General features: G+C 44.6%; 15 protein-coding genes. 2 read left to right on the top strand and 13 right to left on the bottom strand.

Annotated elements, in window-relative coordinates:
• Positions 1-12: 12 nt before the first annotated feature.
• A complete protein-coding gene (locus AB0763_RS08340; protein WP_306100295.1) occupies positions 13-1,197 on the bottom strand; it encodes a patatin family protein in 1,185 nt (394 codons plus the stop codon).
• Positions 1,198-1,803: 606 nt separating this feature from the next.
• Between AB0763_RS08340 and AB0763_RS08345 the strand changes: the two genes are divergently transcribed.
• Together AB0763_RS08345 and AB0763_RS08350 are read left to right on the top strand one after the other, a co-directional pair.
• A complete protein-coding gene (locus tag AB0763_RS08345) occupies positions 1,804-3,261 on the top strand; it encodes a sodium-dependent transporter (RefSeq protein WP_306100296.1) in 1,458 nt (485 codons plus the stop codon).
• 1 nt (position 3,262) lies between these two features.
• Complete coding sequence (locus AB0763_RS08350) at positions 3,263-3,355, top strand: MetS family NSS transporter small subunit (protein WP_306100297.1); 93 nt, start codon at positions 3,263-3,265, stop codon at positions 3,353-3,355.
• Between the two features lie 84 nt (positions 3,356-3,439).
• Here AB0763_RS08350 and AB0763_RS08355 read toward each other — a convergent pair whose 3' ends face one another.
• The 12 genes from AB0763_RS08355 to fabD all read right to left on the bottom strand — a co-directional run bounded on the left by AB0763_RS08355 (position 3,440) and on the right by fabD (position 14,962).
• Positions 3,440-3,871 (bottom strand): hypothetical protein, encoded by a 432-nt coding sequence (locus AB0763_RS08355; RefSeq protein ID WP_306100298.1) that lies wholly within the window; start codon positions 3,869-3,871, stop codon positions 3,440-3,442.
• Between the two features lie 529 nt (positions 3,872-4,400).
• Positions 4,401-4,862: an RDD family protein gene (locus AB0763_RS08360; protein ID WP_306100299.1), complete on the bottom strand. Its 462-nt coding sequence runs from the start codon at positions 4,860-4,862 to the stop codon at positions 4,401-4,403.
• Between the two features lie 5 nt (positions 4,863-4,867).
• Positions 4,868-6,493 carry a PTS transporter subunit EIIC gene (locus AB0763_RS08365; protein WP_306100300.1) on the bottom strand — a complete coding sequence of 542 codons (1,626 nt, stop codon included), beginning with the start codon at positions 6,491-6,493 and terminating at the stop codon, positions 4,868-4,870.
• Positions 6,494-7,030: 537 nt separating this feature from the next.
• On the bottom strand, positions 7,031-7,801 hold the full coding sequence (locus AB0763_RS08370) for a TatD family hydrolase (RefSeq protein ID WP_306100301.1): 771 nt from the start codon (positions 7,799-7,801) through the stop codon (positions 7,031-7,033).
• Positions 7,792-8,745 (bottom strand): DNA polymerase III subunit delta', encoded by a 954-nt coding sequence (holB, locus tag AB0763_RS08375; RefSeq protein ID WP_306100302.1) that lies wholly within the window; start codon positions 8,743-8,745, stop codon positions 7,792-7,794. The genes AB0763_RS08370 and holB overlap by 10 nt, the downstream gene beginning before the upstream one ends.
• Entirely contained in the window at positions 8,745-9,386 is a 642-nt protein-coding gene (gene tmk, locus AB0763_RS08380; protein ID WP_306100303.1) for a dTMP kinase, read from the bottom strand. The genes holB and tmk overlap by 1 nt, the downstream gene beginning before the upstream one ends.
• Positions 9,383-10,396 (bottom strand): endolytic transglycosylase MltG, encoded by a 1,014-nt coding sequence (mltG, locus tag AB0763_RS08385; RefSeq protein ID WP_306100304.1) that lies wholly within the window; start codon positions 10,394-10,396, stop codon positions 9,383-9,385. Before mltG ends, tmk begins: the two co-directional genes overlap by 4 nt.
• Positions 10,393-11,196 carry an aminodeoxychorismate lyase gene (pabC, locus tag AB0763_RS08390; RefSeq protein ID WP_306100305.1) on the bottom strand — a complete coding sequence of 268 codons (804 nt, stop codon included), beginning with the start codon at positions 11,194-11,196 and terminating at the stop codon, positions 10,393-10,395. The genes mltG and pabC overlap by 4 nt, the downstream gene beginning before the upstream one ends.
• A gap of 349 nt (positions 11,197-11,545) precedes the next feature.
• Positions 11,546-12,790 (bottom strand): beta-ketoacyl-ACP synthase II, encoded by a 1,245-nt coding sequence (gene fabF, locus AB0763_RS08395; protein WP_306100306.1) that lies wholly within the window; start codon positions 12,788-12,790, stop codon positions 11,546-11,548.
• Positions 12,791-12,877: 87 nt separating this feature from the next.
• Positions 12,878-13,111: an acyl carrier protein gene (acpP, locus tag AB0763_RS08400; protein WP_306100307.1), complete on the bottom strand. Its 234-nt coding sequence runs from the start codon at positions 13,109-13,111 to the stop codon at positions 12,878-12,880.
• Between the two features lie 165 nt (positions 13,112-13,276).
• Positions 13,277-14,023 carry a 3-oxoacyl-ACP reductase FabG gene (fabG, locus tag AB0763_RS08405; protein WP_306100308.1) on the bottom strand — a complete coding sequence of 249 codons (747 nt, stop codon included), beginning with the start codon at positions 14,021-14,023 and terminating at the stop codon, positions 13,277-13,279.
• A 12-nt stretch (positions 14,024-14,035) separates the two neighbouring features.
• On the bottom strand, positions 14,036-14,962 hold the full coding sequence (fabD, locus tag AB0763_RS08410) for an ACP S-malonyltransferase (RefSeq protein WP_306100309.1): 927 nt from the start codon (positions 14,960-14,962) through the stop codon (positions 14,036-14,038).
• Between the last annotated feature and the right edge of the window lie 45 nt (positions 14,963-15,007).

Here is a 15,007-nt window from a genome sequence, read left to right on the forward strand (position 1 = left end):
ATTACACGGTGCCTATGGCGATGAGTTCTGATTGAGATCACTGACATTATGACTCATATCTACCTTGTAATCAGCCGGCTTGTTCAGCACCGAATCAACCTGTGCTAAATATCGCTCACCCGCGGCAAGACCAAGCTCATAGTCGTGATATAAATCGTCTTTTTTACTCAAAAGAGAGCGCGTTTTCAGTGGCTGATCTGGTGCAATTTGCACGATAAAACAGTCTTCTGGGGGCTGATTTAAAAAGTCCAATGTCAAGCGGTAGGTTTGATAGTGAACCATTAACATATCGGCAAGCTGCGAATCAATTTTCCCCCCAAAAAGGTGACTGAGGCGGGTGATATCTTTCGCACCATAAAGCCAACGCTCGCCGTTCAGAGTACGGGGAACTTTATTATCCTGATTGAGGAAAGGCAACTGTTGACTCAAGTAGGCTTGCCAATCTGATTTCAACGACGTCAACTTGTCATACCAAGCATCTTGGCTTTGTAAAAATCGGTATACCATGCCCTCTTGTACTTGTTGGTCATCCGTCTCATTACTATCACTCGCCTCGACACAAGGCTCAGTGCGAATCACAGTGATAAAACGCGCACTGCGTCGCCACGCTTCTTGCACGGGAATCGAAGCTGAAACCCCACCGTCAACGTAAGTTTTATCAGCGATGTGTACCGGTTGTGGGTACAATTTGGGGATCGCGCAAGTCGCGATTAATGTCGATAACCAATCACGGCCAAGAAAAGGTAAGTACTCATCGTGCATTGTCGCGGTATTGGTCACCGCGGCGACAGCGTGCCGCTGACCGAGGTAACGGCGTCCCTGTTCAATATTGAGGTGATAAGGAGACGCTTGAATCGCTTTCATCGCCCAGTCTAAACCCAAGGCACGCGAGCCTCGTGTATAAGAAAACAAATTGAAAAAATCATTTTGAGTGGTCAGTTCATAGATAAAATCACGGCCCAGACCAGGCTGACGACAAAGATAAGGGCACAAATTTAATGCCCCTGCAGAAGTGCCAAAAAACTCATCAAAAAAATCAAAGTTAGAGGCTAAGAAAGCATCGAGTACCCCCGCGGTAAAAATACCTCGCTGGCCACCCCCTTGAGTGACTAACGCTTTTTTTCCTCGGATGTATCCCACCGCTTGCTCGGGTTCAAAATATGAGGATTCTGAAGTTATTAATGAAGTTCGTATCATTATTTCAGAATAACCTGCTTACTCGATAATGGCAATCAAACCCATTAGTTGATGGCGATCAACCCCACTGCTAGGATCGAAGTCATAATAATCGCAACTACAATCAAACTGCATTTTAACTCAATTTCCATCGCCTTCTCCCTCACCTCATTTCACTGTGTAATAACACTATTTAACGGGTATTCGTTGCTTTCATCATTGACCTACATCAAAACATGCTTTCATTTTAGCCTATTTCATCAGATAGTTTGGTTTAATTACAAAAATATGAAATAAAAACGCACAAACAAAATCAGAATTATATTTCAACAAAAATCTTCATTTTTACCATTTACACCCAAAAAATACGTTAATTGCAGTTTTTTGACTTACATAAAGCAAGAGACTCAAAACATCACCCTTCAGGTCAAGTTGATATGTAACCAGTACAATCTATTGATTTGACAATTTTAAATAGGTAGCCTCTTTGCTACGGACGGTGCTGCCGTCCTCACACATCGCACACTTTAACGACCGTCTTCACACAGTCACAAGATCAATACCTATAACGTGCTCAGCACACCACCGTGTTTTGAAGACCCATATGTAATATTGGAGTAACTTACTATGAAACGAGAACAATGGGGATCTCGTACTGGATTTATCCTAGCAGCCGTTGGCTCGGCAATTGGCCTAGGTAACATCTGGCGCTTCCCTTATATGGCCTATGAGAATGGCGGCGGCGCCTTTTTTATCCCCTACCTTTTCGCCATGATCACCGCCGGTATTCCTTTTATGATCCTAGAATTTAGTATGGGACATAAATACCGCGGCTCAGCAGCCAAAACCTGGACAAAAATTAGCCGCAAAATGCAGTGGCTAGGTTGGTTCCAAGTTGGCATCGCTGCCATTATTGGTATTTACTACGTCGCCGTAATTGGTTGGGCTATCTCTTATTTTGGTCTTTCTTTCAACCAAGGTTGGGGAAGCGACACCAATGCTTTCTTCTTTAGCAGTTATTTAGGCTTAGGGGATAACTCACCAACTAATCTGGGCAGTATTCAATGGAAAATAGCCCTCTCAATGGCTATCGCTTGGGCTGTTACGTATTTAGCCATCGTCGGCGGCGTAAAATCGGGTATTGAGCGCATGTCTAAAGTACTCATGCCTATTTTATTGGTCTTGGTGCTGTTGTTAATTGCTCGTATGTCAGTATTACCAGGCGCTTTGTCGGGGATTGAATACATGTTCAAACCTGATTTTAGCAAAATTTGGGATGCCCAAGTCTGGGCAGCCGCCTACGGTCAGATCTTCTTCACCTTGAGTATTGGCTTTTCTATTATGCTCGCCTACTCAAGCTACTTACCTGAAAAATCAGACATTAGCAATAACGCTTTTATAACCGTGTTGCTTAACTGCGGCTTTTCTATCTTAGCTGGTATTATGATTTTCTCCGTTCTTGGCTATATGGCACAAGAACAAGGAAAACCATTAACAGACGTGGTGAGTGCCGGTGTTGGCTTGGCGTTTGTTACCCTACCCGCGGCTATTAACTTACTGCCGGCGCCTTACATTTTAGGCCCCTTGTTCTTTTTTGCTCTTGTGGTTGCGGGCATCAGCTCACACATTTCTATTGTCGAAGCGGTTACCTCTGCTGTTATCGACAAAATGAAATGGAGCCGTCGCAAGGCCGCCACCATCGTCATTGGATCAGGCTTTGTCATTTCGATGGCGTTTGCCACCAACGGCGGCTTGCTATTACTCGATTTAGTCGATCATTTCGCCAACAACATCGGTATTATGACCAGCTGTTTGGTTGAAATTCTCTTCATGACCTGGCTACTTAAAATTGCGGATGTTCGCGATTATGTCAACAAGGTGTCTGATTTTACTATCGGCACTTGGTTTGAACTGTGTCTTCGATTTATCACTCCGATTATCTTGGTTTTCATTGTTGTCACCAAGTTCTCAGTTTTGTTTAACGAAGGCTATGGCGGTTATGACTTAACCCTAGGATGGGGCATGATTTTGGCCTTACTTATTGCAAGTATTGCCGTCAATACCTTCAGCAAAAAGGAGTTTTAATATGGCAACCAGCGCAATTATCATGATGATTATCGGCCTTGGTATTACCTGGGGCGGTGCGGTGCTTTGCATTCGAAAAGCAATGAATAAGTAAGTCGCATGACACTTTAAACGATAAAAGCCAAAGCAAACGATGCTTTGGCTTTTTTATGTTCTTTATTTTCTTACTCAGATACGCTTAGAAACGGTAAGTAATACCAATCGCGGCACCCAGCTCTAACTCTGTGTCATCGTGTATTTGCAGAGCAGGTTGAACTTCAGCGTAAGTCTCAACGTGGTTAGTTAACGCCATGTTTAAACCAAGCGGTACGCGAACCCCAAAGTCATCATCGTGACGGTTATCCCATTCGGTCCAGGCGCCGACACCGGTATACCAACTAAAGGGAACGTTAGCATTGAAGGTTCCGCGTTTAAAAATGTAGTCAAAAGCGCCACCATCGTTACCCAAAGTAAAACGATATTGATCATTGAGTTCCAAAACGCCACTTAATCCTTGGTCAAAGGCAATACCCACATCTAGGCCTTGATCATAATTGGCATCTGGACTTGGCGCGGCATGGGCAAAAAGTGGTGTCGCTGAAGCCAGTAAAATCACTGCTAACTTTTTCATAATAAAACCTTTTTGTTATTCATTGAGTTAAGTTTCTCACGATCATTCAGGGTTTAAACACATTGTGTATACTTAGCCTGCTCAAACCACTTCATTTCCAAATCACACCTTTGCGAAGATACACAGCCAAAGCTTGGGTGAAAATTTGCTCGTGGAATAACATCTAGATTAGGGAAAAATGACAATATCAATGTCAGTAACGGGTGAAGGGATGTTAAAAAAACCGACAAAGTTCCCTTATTGACTATTTATTTTTTAATCGTATTTTTTATATTCAAGGATAAAAAAAGCCAGTGTAATACACTGGCTTTTCTATTGGTTGAATATCAGACTTCGCCGTGACAAGTAATACCAATCTGATTCGGTATGTGGCCAATGATAGCGCGAAATAAACGCTTAAGAACAAAGCAAGAAAAGAATCTAACTCATTATTCTACAGTTAATTTTCTTAACGATGTTATCAAGCTTTTTAGCCATCTTGGGTAACCACCTATTGAGTTAGATTGGTAGAAACTATATTAGCGCTAAGCTAGGAATCGATAACTTGCGTCAAGTGCTTATTATCATGCCAACTCAGATGACCAAAGCTGACCCATTGCGCCGCTGCATACAAGGGATACAACCCCAAGGTCGCTAAACTCAACAGCATTTTATCGCATTCCCGGTATAGATACTGTTTACTACTTAAGTCTCGACCCTCTCGGTCACATACTTTTAAGCGCAAAAAATACTTGCTCAGTGATTGCCCTAAAAAGTGATAACACACGGTTTGATAACCGAGATAAACTGCGAGATACAATAAAAGCATCAGTAAATACATCGCCAATAATACCGGCAAAGAATAATACTTATCCGGTGAGAGCCAAAAGCCCTCACCTTGTTGTAAATGATGGAGCATCAACAGCACCGCTTCCATGATCACTTGAGTGAACATTTTTGCGATCAGTACATCAATCACAAAAGCCCCGCAGCGTCGATACTTTAACCCCATACTCACTAGCGGCCTAAACGCTCATTAATTTCAGCTTTATAGCCAGCAGCTTGAGCGCCATAAATGACCTGAATGCCCGTTTCACCGACTTTTACTAAGCCCTTTGCACCAAGCTGAGACGTCCAATACGCATTATCTTTAACTTGTGAGCCATCTTTTACGGTAATTCTCAATCGAGTAATACAAGCATCGACATCCACCAAGTTATCTGCGCCCCCTAGCGCTGCAATCATCTCATCAATCTGACTGCCAGAAGATTGAGCGACATTACCCGATTTGGCAGCCTGATAATCTTGCTTAGACACAACGGCAACCGCACTGCCCTTACGCCCTGGCGTTAGGACATCAAATTTAACGATGTACCAACGGAAGAGGAAGTAATACAGTACCGCATAAGCAAGGCCAACCACCACAATGTAATACCAATGGTTAGCTGTACCGGTAAGGCCGGGTAATAAACCAAATAGTGTGAAGTCGATAAAGCCACCACTAAATGTCATACCCACTTTGACATTGAGCATATCCATTAACATAAAGGAAATACCGGCCAATGGTACGTGGATAAAATAGTACAAGGCAGGTGCCAAGAACAAGAAAGTAAATTCAATTGGCTCAGTAATACCGGTCAAAAACGCGGTTAAGGCAACAGAAAATAGCAAACCGCCGGCGGCGCTTTTGTTCTCTTTGTCTGCCAAGCTGTACATCGCATAAGCAGCCGCTGGTAAACCAAACATCATGAATGGGAATTTACCGGTCATGAAGTTAGTTGAAGTAAATTGTGAAAAATCCCCAGTGGCAAGCGAGGCAAAGAAAATGTTTTGTGTCCCTTTGATCAATTGACCAGCGACTTCTGCCGTCCCACCAATCTCGGTTTGCCACAATGGCAAATAGAAGACGTGGTGTAAGCCGACAGGGATCAGTGAACGCTCAATAACACCAAACAAAAATGAGGCAATATAGCCATGGCCACTGGCCGTCATTTCACCAAGAGCTTGACCTATCGCACCAAAACCGGCACCGATAAAAGGCCAAATAAACGTTAAAACAATACCGTAGAAAAGTGCGGCAAATGCACTCACAATAGGAACAAAGCGCGCCCCACCGAAGAAACCAAGATAATCTGGCAATTTTACTTGTGAGTACTTGTTGTGCAAGATAACCGAGAAAGCACCAGCAATAATACCGCCAAACACCCCCATACTTAAGGTGTTTTCAATGCCAAGTGTGTTGGTTAATACACCTGGGTAACTTTCACCAAGCAACACAACGGTATTGCTTGCCGTGTCAATCATACCGCCAACCACTAAGGTTTTTGCAATCGCTACGTTCATAACGAGATAGGAAATCAATGCCGCTAGCGCCGCTGCCCCCTTTTCTGTACGGGCAAAACCAATCGCGACCGCCAAGGCGAACATAACAGGTAGGTTGGCAAAAACAATCCCACCAGCGGCTGTCATGACTTGTAGGAAGCTGTTCAATGCTGAACCGGTTTCTAAAATGCCGATGTTGTAGGCTTCGATCATGGCTGGGTTGGTAAAGCTACCTCCGATACCAAGCATAATACCAGCAGCAGGCAGTAAGGCAATCGGTAGCATAAGCGCTTGCGACAGCTTACTAAAAAAGCTTTTCATAATTTGTGCTCCTAAGCAAAATAAAGATGAAATCAAGTTAATGTCACCACCCCCGTTGTGACATTGAACATGAACAAAAAATAAACACTACAAGTTTATTTTTCGGCTCTAAATATATATTGATGACCATCAAGGATGCTACAGAGAGAAAAAGGAATGTTCAAAAACAAGTATTAGATCACAATTGAACAAATAACAAACAACACAAAATGTATTTTAAGTATCTGTTTTTATTAAATTTAAATAAAAACCTACGTTAATCTGTAATAAAGATACAGTCTGTAGAAATAAAACAACACGGTGATTTATTGAACATTTTCAAAATAGTCTTGTGACATTAATCACAAAAGCTTTATCGTATATGTATAAGCAGGTAAAATAAAAGGCGCTCATGATTCAAAGGCTAAGGTTAAACTTAAAGCTCCTAGCCTCTGATAAGAAAAAAATCCATCGATATAAAGGGAAGAAGCAGTAAAAACTCTATGTTGAAATAATGAGGTGAGGACTCCGTCATTCCTACTGCGCTCGCTTGACTTTTTAACCTAATTTAAACAGCCGCTCAAAGTTCTCACTCGTGGTTTTTGCCACCTCTGCTAAAGAACAACCTTTCAATTGAGCAATAAATGCTGCAACCTCAACGACATAGGCTGGTTGATTCTCTTTACCGCGATGAGGGACAGGCGCCAAATAAGGCGAGTCCGTTTCGATTAATAAGCGCTCCATTGGCAACGATTTGACCACTTGCTGCAATTCTTTGGCCGCTTTAAAGGTCACGATACCAGAAATGGAAATATAAAAGCCTAACGCCATGGCTTGCTCAGCAAAGTCGAGATCTTCGGTAAAGCAATGAATGATCCCTTTGCATCGCTCAACACCGCCATTTTTCAACATCGCTAGTGTGTCGGCACGAGCATCGCGAGTGTGAATGATCAACGGCTTGTTTAATTCGACGGCCACTTCGATTTGTTGCTCGAAGCGTTGTTGCTGTAATGCTTTCGTCTCAGGAGAGTAATGATAGTCTAGCCCTGTTTCGCCGATGGCAATGACTTTAGGGTGTTTCGCGTATTCTACAAACTGACCTAACTCAAAGTCGCTTTCAACGTCTAACGGGTGTACCCCGCAAGATGCGTGAACGTTTGGATCGTGTTCAATCATCGCCAACATTTTAGGAAAAGCCTCTAAACTCACACCGACACTGAGTAATTGCTCCACCTTGGCGGCGCGAGCTTTGGCAATCGCGTCCTTGACATCGATGTGTTGTGAGCCATAGCTGAGTTTGTCGAGATGACAATGTGAATCTATAAACATAAATGCTCTCTTGTTTCTATTAACCAGTTATAAAACAGTAACGACGTATTAAGGCCTGGCTGCGCTTGAAGTTGCGACAATAAACGCGCCAATGCCTGACTTTGACGATACAAGACGTCGTAGTCGCAATGCGCTAAGCGTCTACTAATTTCGTCAAAGTCCCCCACTTGACCAAATCTGACTTTTTGCGCATCACTGAGTAAAAACCACCACCACTGCCCGTGGCGTTGTGGATTTTTTTCCAACCAAGACACCGCATCTATTGGGTCACTATCACTGCGGGTCATAGTATTGACTAAAAGAGATTGGCCTATTTCAAATTCAGCGAATTGTTTGTCATCCAACCATTGCTTTGCCGCCATGGGCGAGCCTTGAGCCAGTGTCATCACATATGCAGGAACGTCTTTATGACCTTGCTCAGCCAACCATTCCAAAGCCTGTGAAGGGCTAGGACACGGCAGTGACCACAGTTGGCAACGGCTGCGAATAGTCGCAAGCAAACGCTTGGGGGATTGACATACCAATAGAAAAAAGCTCGATTGACTTGGCTCTTCTAAGGTTTTCAGTAATGCATTGGCCGCCGCCGTATTCATCTGCTCTGCAGGAGTGATAACAAACACCCGGTTACCACCTAACTGAGAAGACTCCTGCGCTTGTTTAAGCCCTTGCCGAATTTGATCAACGGTAATGTTGCCACCGGGTTTATCCGGTTGGATGTGGTGATAATCTGGATGGTTACCACTGTCTAACAATTGACAGCTATGACAAAAGCCACAAGCGTGACCAGGGTGTGGGCATAAAAGACTCCCAGCCCACAGCTCAATCATTGCTTCTGCCCCGAGCTCTACCTCAGAATGCAAAATGAGACTGTGTCCGATGGTTTCCTCTTCAATCGCACTGAGCCAGTGCTGTGCAGTCTCTTGCAACCAGGGTTGAAGTGCCATTATACCCCCGATTGCGTCGCTAGCCATGCCAACAGCAAGTGGCGAATTTGCTCACTCACTTTTTCAATGGATTGACTCGCATCGATAATCATAATGGACTCATCTTGCGCAGCTAAGGCTAAATAGCGTTCGCGACTGCGTTCAAAAAAGCTTAGATCCATTTTTTCAATGCGATCGAGTTCACCGCGGCCACGAGCGCGTTCGAGCCCTAGGCTGGGTTCAATATCCATATACAAGGTCAGGGCCGGTGTAAACTCACCGAGCGTCAGTTGCTTTAATTGAGTCAGGATTTGTGGATCAATTTGACGCCCTCCCCCTTGATAGGCTTGAGAAGATAAATCATGGCGATCACCAACTACCCATTGCCCTTTCGCGAGCGCAGGCTTAATCACTTGGTTGACCAATTGCAAACGAGCAGCGTACATCAAAAGTAATTCACTCATATCTTCAAGTTCTTCACCCTTGACTTCTTGTTTGACAAGTGCGCGCATTTTCTCGGCAAGTGGCGTACCGCCAGGCTCGCGGGTGTTGATAATGTCAGTGATACCAGCCTGATGTAATACCTGATTAATCGTTTTAATGGCGGTACTTTTGCCCGCACCTTCTAGGCCTTCAATAACGATAAATTTTCCATGACTCATTTTTTCTTTAACTCTTGTAGATAAGCACGTACAGCGCGGTTGTGTTCAGCCAACGTTTTAGAAAAACGATGACCACCATTGCCGGTTGCAACAAAATAATAATACGGGCTCTGTTGTGGGTTTAAGGCCGCGCGGATCGATTGTGCACTGACCATCGCAATCGGCGTTGGTGGCAACCCTTTAATCACATAGGTATTGTACGGAGTGGGCTGACGAAGATCCTTACGAGTAATATTGCCATCGTAAGCCGCTCCCATCCCATAGATCACCGTTGGATCAGTCTGTAATCGCATCCCTCTTCGCAAACGATTGACAAAAACCGACGCCACTGTGCCTCTTTCGCTGTCTATCGCCGTTTCCTTTTCAATGATCGACGCCAAGATCAAAGCTTGATACGGCGTCTCAAGCGGTAAGTCAGCTTGTTTATTGTCCCAAGCTTGCTGTAATTCATTCGACAGTTTTCGATGTGCCCAAGTGAGTATCGCCAAATCTGTCGTGCCTTCGGTATAATGGTAAGTCTCAGGCAATAACCACCCTTCGACTTTGTCCGTATCTAAGCCTAACTTCTTTGCAATTTGTGCTTCGTCTAGCTCATTGAGGGTATGTTGCAAATGCGAACTTGCCTCTAAGGTTGCCCGCCATTGTGAAAAGGTACTGCCCTCGATAAAAGTCATTGAAAACTGATGTTCTTGACCTGACACGATCGTGTTGAGCGCTTCTTGTAAGCTCAAACCCGGCTCGATTTGATAAGTGCCTTTTTTAACCTTGATCAAATTTGGATGTAAACGAGGAACGATCTTTTTTAGCACCGAATCTTCAATCCAATGCTGGGATTCAAATTGGCGAATCACGCTGTGGTAATTACTGCCTGCGGGCACCTTTAACAAGCGAGGCTCAGTCACCGCAAGAGGTTGTGTTAACCATTGTTCTGTTTTCTGCAGAGTCCACCAAACCGATGCCACTACCAGTAAAAGAATGACCATTAACACGAGTAAACTTTTTTTAATCACGACAGTATTTCTTCCTGCAATCGTTGAGTTATTGTTTTTGATACATAGCCTTGCCCTAAGAACTGATTGACCGGAACCACTTCCATTAGACAATTGGTGGTAAAGACTTCTTGCGCACTCAAAAGGTCAGATACGAAATAATCGCCTTGTCGACATTCTATGCCCAACCGTTCAGCCGTCTCTATGACGACTTTGCGCATAACACCACAAACGCCGGACAGATCGAGTTTGGGAGTATATAGCACATTGTTTTTGAACCAAAATAAATTGGCTATTGTAGTTTCAATGACATGATCATTAATATTAAGCATCACAGCATCACAGCCGTTGTCATCATGCAGTGATTGTTTGGCGAGAATTTGTTCTAGACGGTTATTGTGCTTAATCCCCGCTAACAAAGGATTAAGGCCAAGCTTAACATCTGACAAAGCCAATGCGATCCCTTCGCGTTGCCATTGCTGATAGTGCAAAGGATAATCGAAGGTACTAATAACGACTGAAGGCCCCTCAACGCCCTGGCATTGATAGCCACGCCCCCCCATACCGCGAGAGAGGTGAATTTTAACGCCCACACGAGGTAAGTCCGGTATCACAGATTGTACGCCACTGTATAACTGAGACCAATTCGGCATGTCAATCCCCAAGCGCTGACAAGCTAATTGCAACCGTTGCTGATGTAAAGGCCAGTGTTGTATCACGCGCTCTTTAACCAATAAAGTGGTGAAACATCCGTCGCCATATTGAAAACTTCGGTCGCGAACATCAATATGCTCAATCAACTCTCCATTACGCCAAAACATCTTCCCTCCCCGTTTTGCCAAATATCACATTTATTGTTAGGTTACACGTCGCCTTACACCAATCTAATTCGGTATTTCGTCATTGATAGTACGGAAAAATAGACTTAGCGCAGAGCAAGAAAAGACCATAATTTTTATTCAACCTGTGGTTTTCTTAACAATGATATCAAGTTTTTCTAACCCGCAAAGGTGACCCACTATTTAGTTAGATGGATATTCTTATTTTACTGAGTTTAACCCGCGAGAATGATAAACCATAGTGTGTAATTAATTGGTATCAATGGCATAAAAAAACGGTTCAGTGCTAGGCACTGAACCGCATTTATACTAACAAAATTGACGGTAATGATCAGTCGTGTTTTTTGAACACTAAAGAGCCATTTGTACCACCGAAGCCAAAAGAGTTACACACCGCGTATTCCATTTGCACCTCTTTGGCAACGTGAGGAACGAGATCGATGTCTAATCCTTCTTCTGGATTATCAAGATTTATCGTCGGCGGCACTTTTTGGTCTACCAAAGACATAATGGTAATGATAGCTTCAACTGAACCCGCCGCACCTAATAGGTGGCCAGTCATGGATTTCGTTGAAGATACCTTAACCTGCTTAGCACCAGCTTCACCAAGAGCACGCTTAATGCCTTTAACTTCTGCAACATCGCCAGCTGGGGTAGATGTACCGTGAGCATTGACATAACCCACCTGCTCACCATTAATACCCGCATCGCGCAATGCCGCTTCCATTGCCAAAGCACCGCCAGAGCCGTCTTCACTTGGAGAAGTCATGTGGTAAGCATCACCTGACATACCAAAGCCAACCAACTCAGCGTAAATTTTAGCGCCTCGCGCTTTCGCGTGTTCGTATTCTTCAAGCACGATAACACCCGCGCCGTCACCGAGAACAAACCCATCGCGGTCTTTATCCCAAGGGCGAGAGGCTTTCTGAGGTGCTTCGTTGCGCGTAGACAAGGCTTTCGCCGCACCAAAACCCGCCATACCCAGCGGCGTAGAGGCTTTTTCAGAACCACCAGCAACCATGGCTTCTGCATCGCCATAAGCAATCATACGTGCTGCATGACCGATGTTGTGTAAGCCGGTTGTACACGCGGTTGAAATGGCAATATTAGGGCCACGTAAACCACGCATAATAGAAAGATTACCTGCTACCATATTCACGATAGTAGAAGGAACAAAAAATGGGCTTACCTTACGAGGGCCTTTTTCGACCAACGCTTGGTGACCATTTTCGATCAGCTCAAGGCCACCAATACCTGAACCAATAGCGACACCCACGCGGTCTGCATTGTTATCATCGATAACTAAGCCCGAATCATCGAGAGCTTGAATGCCAGCAGCGATGCCATACTGAATGAAAAGATCCATTTTACGGGCATCTTTTTTGGTCATGTATTCAGTACAATCAAAATCTTTAACAAGACCAGCAAAACGGGTAGAAAAATTTGTGGTATCAAAGTGTTCGATATTAACGATACCACTTTGACCATCGAGCAGGGCTTTCCATGAGGAATCTACATTGTTGCCTACCGGTGACAACATACCCATGCCGGTAACAACGACACGACGCTTGGACACGATTTTATTCTCCGGGTATTGAATAGTTTCTATGAGGGACAGAAGACATTAAAACACAGGCGGCCAAGGTGACCGCCTGAGGAGAGATTACTGAGCGTTAGTTACGTAGTCAATCGCAGCTTGAACAGTAGTAATTTTCTCGGCTTCTTCGTCTGGGATTTCAGTGTCAAATTCTTCTTCTAGAGCCATTACTAGCTCAACAGTGTCTAGAGAATCTGCACCTAGGTCATCGACGAAAGAAGCTTCGTTTTTTACTTCAGCTTCATCAACACCTAGTTGTTCAACAATGATTTTCTTTACGCGTTCTTCGAGGTTGCTCATTTTTTCTTTTCCTTTACAGATTTCGCTTTAGTGCGATGTTTTCCGTAGTTTATTCAATCTATTAAAAGTTGCAAGAACAACTTTCGTGGTCAAACCACAATTTTCGCGATTATAACCGATTTTAACTACATTTGAGTTTAAATTATGGCGCAATAACGACCAAATTTAAACCATATACATACCGCCGTTTACATGCAGGGTTTCACCTGTAATGTACGCAGCAGCAGGAGACGCTAAAAATACCACAGCTTCAGCAATTTCACGAGGGTCACCGAGACGACCTGCTGGAACATTCGCCAAAGTAGCAGCACGTTGTTCATCATTCAATGCTTTTGTCATATCTGTTTCGATAAAACCCGGAGCAACGGTGTTGACCGTTACGCCACGTGAAGCGACTTCACGTGCCATCGACTTAGTAAAACCAATCACACCGGCTTTTGCTGCAGCGTAGTTGGCTTGACCTGGGTTGCCCATCGTCCCCACAACAGAACCGACATTGACGATACGACCTTGGCGTTTTTTCATCATGCCGCGCAACACCGCTTTTGACAATCGAAAAATAGACGTCAAGTTGGTATCCATAATATCGGTCCACTCGTCGTCTTTCATGCGCATCAATAGATTATCGCGGGTGATACCTGCATTATTGATCAGGATATCAATCGAGCCATAAGCTTCATTGATCGACTTCAAAGTTTGCTCAATCGACTCAGGTTCTGTGACGTTTAAAGCAAAACCTTGTCCGTTATCCCCTAGATATTCGCTGATCGCCTCAGCGCCCTTCTCTGATGTTGCCGTGCCAATCACGGTCGCACCACGGGCAACAAGGGTTTCAGCAATTGCGCGGCCAATACCACGGCTCGCACCAGTGACAAGCGCCACTTGACCTTCTAGGTTGTGTAAATCAGTCATTTCTATTTCCTTTTAAAGCGTCACAGCGTTTAACGATGCAAGATCGTTAACGGCTGACGCATTGAGGGCTTTTACAATTCGTTTGGTCAGACCGGTAAGCACTTTCCCTGGACCAAATTCAAGCAATTGTTCAACGCCTTGAGCGTGCATAGACTCTACGCACTCAGTCCAACGCACCGGGCTGTACAGTTGTTTTACCAAGGCCTGTTTAATTTCCTGAGGATCGGTTTGTGCAATCACATCAACATTGTTGATCACCGGGATGACAGGGGTGTTAAATTCAATTGACTCGAGCGCCTCGGCCAATTTATCTGCAGCCGGCTTCATTAGAGCACAGTGTGAAGGCACAGACACAGGCAGTGGTAATGCGCGTTTTGCGCCCGCTTCTTTACACAACGCTCCTGCGCGTTCAACCGCGGCTTTTTCACCAGCAATAACCACTTGGCCCGGCGAGTTGAAGTTCACCGGCGACACCACCTCTCCTTGAGCGGCTTGTTGACAAGCAAGCTCAATGGCCTCGTCATCGAGACCGATGATCGCATACATGGCGCCAGTGCCAGCCGGAACCGCTTCTTGCATAAGTTGACCGCGCAAGGCCACTAATTTAATCGCAGCTTGAAAATCAATCACACCAGCGCACACTAGCGCTGAGTATTCGCCCAAGCTATGGCCGGCAACGACAGTAGGTAATGGGCGTTCTTGTTGTTGCCACACACGCCAAATCGCTACGGATGCCGCAAGTAACGCAGGTTGGGTACGAAAGGTTTGATTGAGATCTTCAACTGGGCCATTTTGTACTAGAGCCCATAAATCGTAACCCAACACTTCGGAGGCTTGAGCAAAAGTTTGCTCTACAACCTCAAATTGGCTGGCTAAATCCGCTAACATGCCCACCGCTTGTGAGCCTTGTCCTGGAAAGACCACAGAGAATGTACTCATCGTGATATGTCCTTGTAAGTAAAGTGAACGCTGCCCAAACGGGCA

This window comes from Vibrio sp. HB236076, assembly GCF_040957575.1.
Classification (GTDB): Bacteria; Pseudomonadota; Gammaproteobacteria; order Enterobacterales; family Vibrionaceae; genus Vibrio.

Coding starts and splice junctions, on each gene's coding strand:
- tmk (WP_306100303.1), bottom strand. CDS start 9,386: ATGAGTCATGGAAAATTTATCGTTATTGAAGGCCTAGAAGGTGCGGGC.
- AB0763_RS08340 (WP_306100295.1), bottom strand. CDS start 1,197: ATGATACGAACTTCATTAATAACTTCAGAATCCTCATATTTTGAACCC.
- acpP (WP_306100307.1), bottom strand. CDS start 13,111: ATGAGCAACCTCGAAGAACGCGTAAAGAAAATCATTGTTGAACAACTA.
- AB0763_RS08350 (WP_306100297.1), top strand. CDS start 3,263: ATGGCAACCAGCGCAATTATCATGATGATTATCGGCCTTGGTATTACC.
- holB (WP_306100302.1), bottom strand. CDS start 8,745: ATGGCACTTCAACCCTGGTTGCAAGAGACTGCACAGCACTGGCTCAGT.
- AB0763_RS08355 (WP_306100298.1), bottom strand. CDS start 3,871: ATGAAAAAGTTAGCAGTGATTTTACTGGCTTCAGCGACACCACTTTTT.
- AB0763_RS08365 (WP_306100300.1), bottom strand. CDS start 6,493: ATGAAAAGCTTTTTTAGTAAGCTGTCGCAAGCGCTTATGCTACCGATT.
- fabD (WP_306100309.1), bottom strand. CDS start 14,962: ATGAGTACATTCTCTGTGGTCTTTCCAGGACAAGGCTCACAAGCGGTG.
- AB0763_RS08370 (WP_306100301.1), bottom strand. CDS start 7,801: ATGTTTATAGATTCACATTGTCATCTCGACAAACTCAGCTATGGCTCA.
- fabG (WP_306100308.1), bottom strand. CDS start 14,023: ATGACTGATTTACACAACCTAGAAGGTCAAGTGGCGCTTGTCACTGGT.
- AB0763_RS08345 (WP_306100296.1), top strand. CDS start 1,804: ATGAAACGAGAACAATGGGGATCTCGTACTGGATTTATCCTAGCAGCC.
- AB0763_RS08360 (WP_306100299.1), bottom strand. CDS start 4,862: ATGGGGTTAAAGTATCGACGCTGCGGGGCTTTTGTGATTGATGTACTG.
- pabC (WP_306100305.1), bottom strand. CDS start 11,196: ATGTTTTGGCGTAATGGAGAGTTGATTGAGCATATTGATGTTCGCGAC.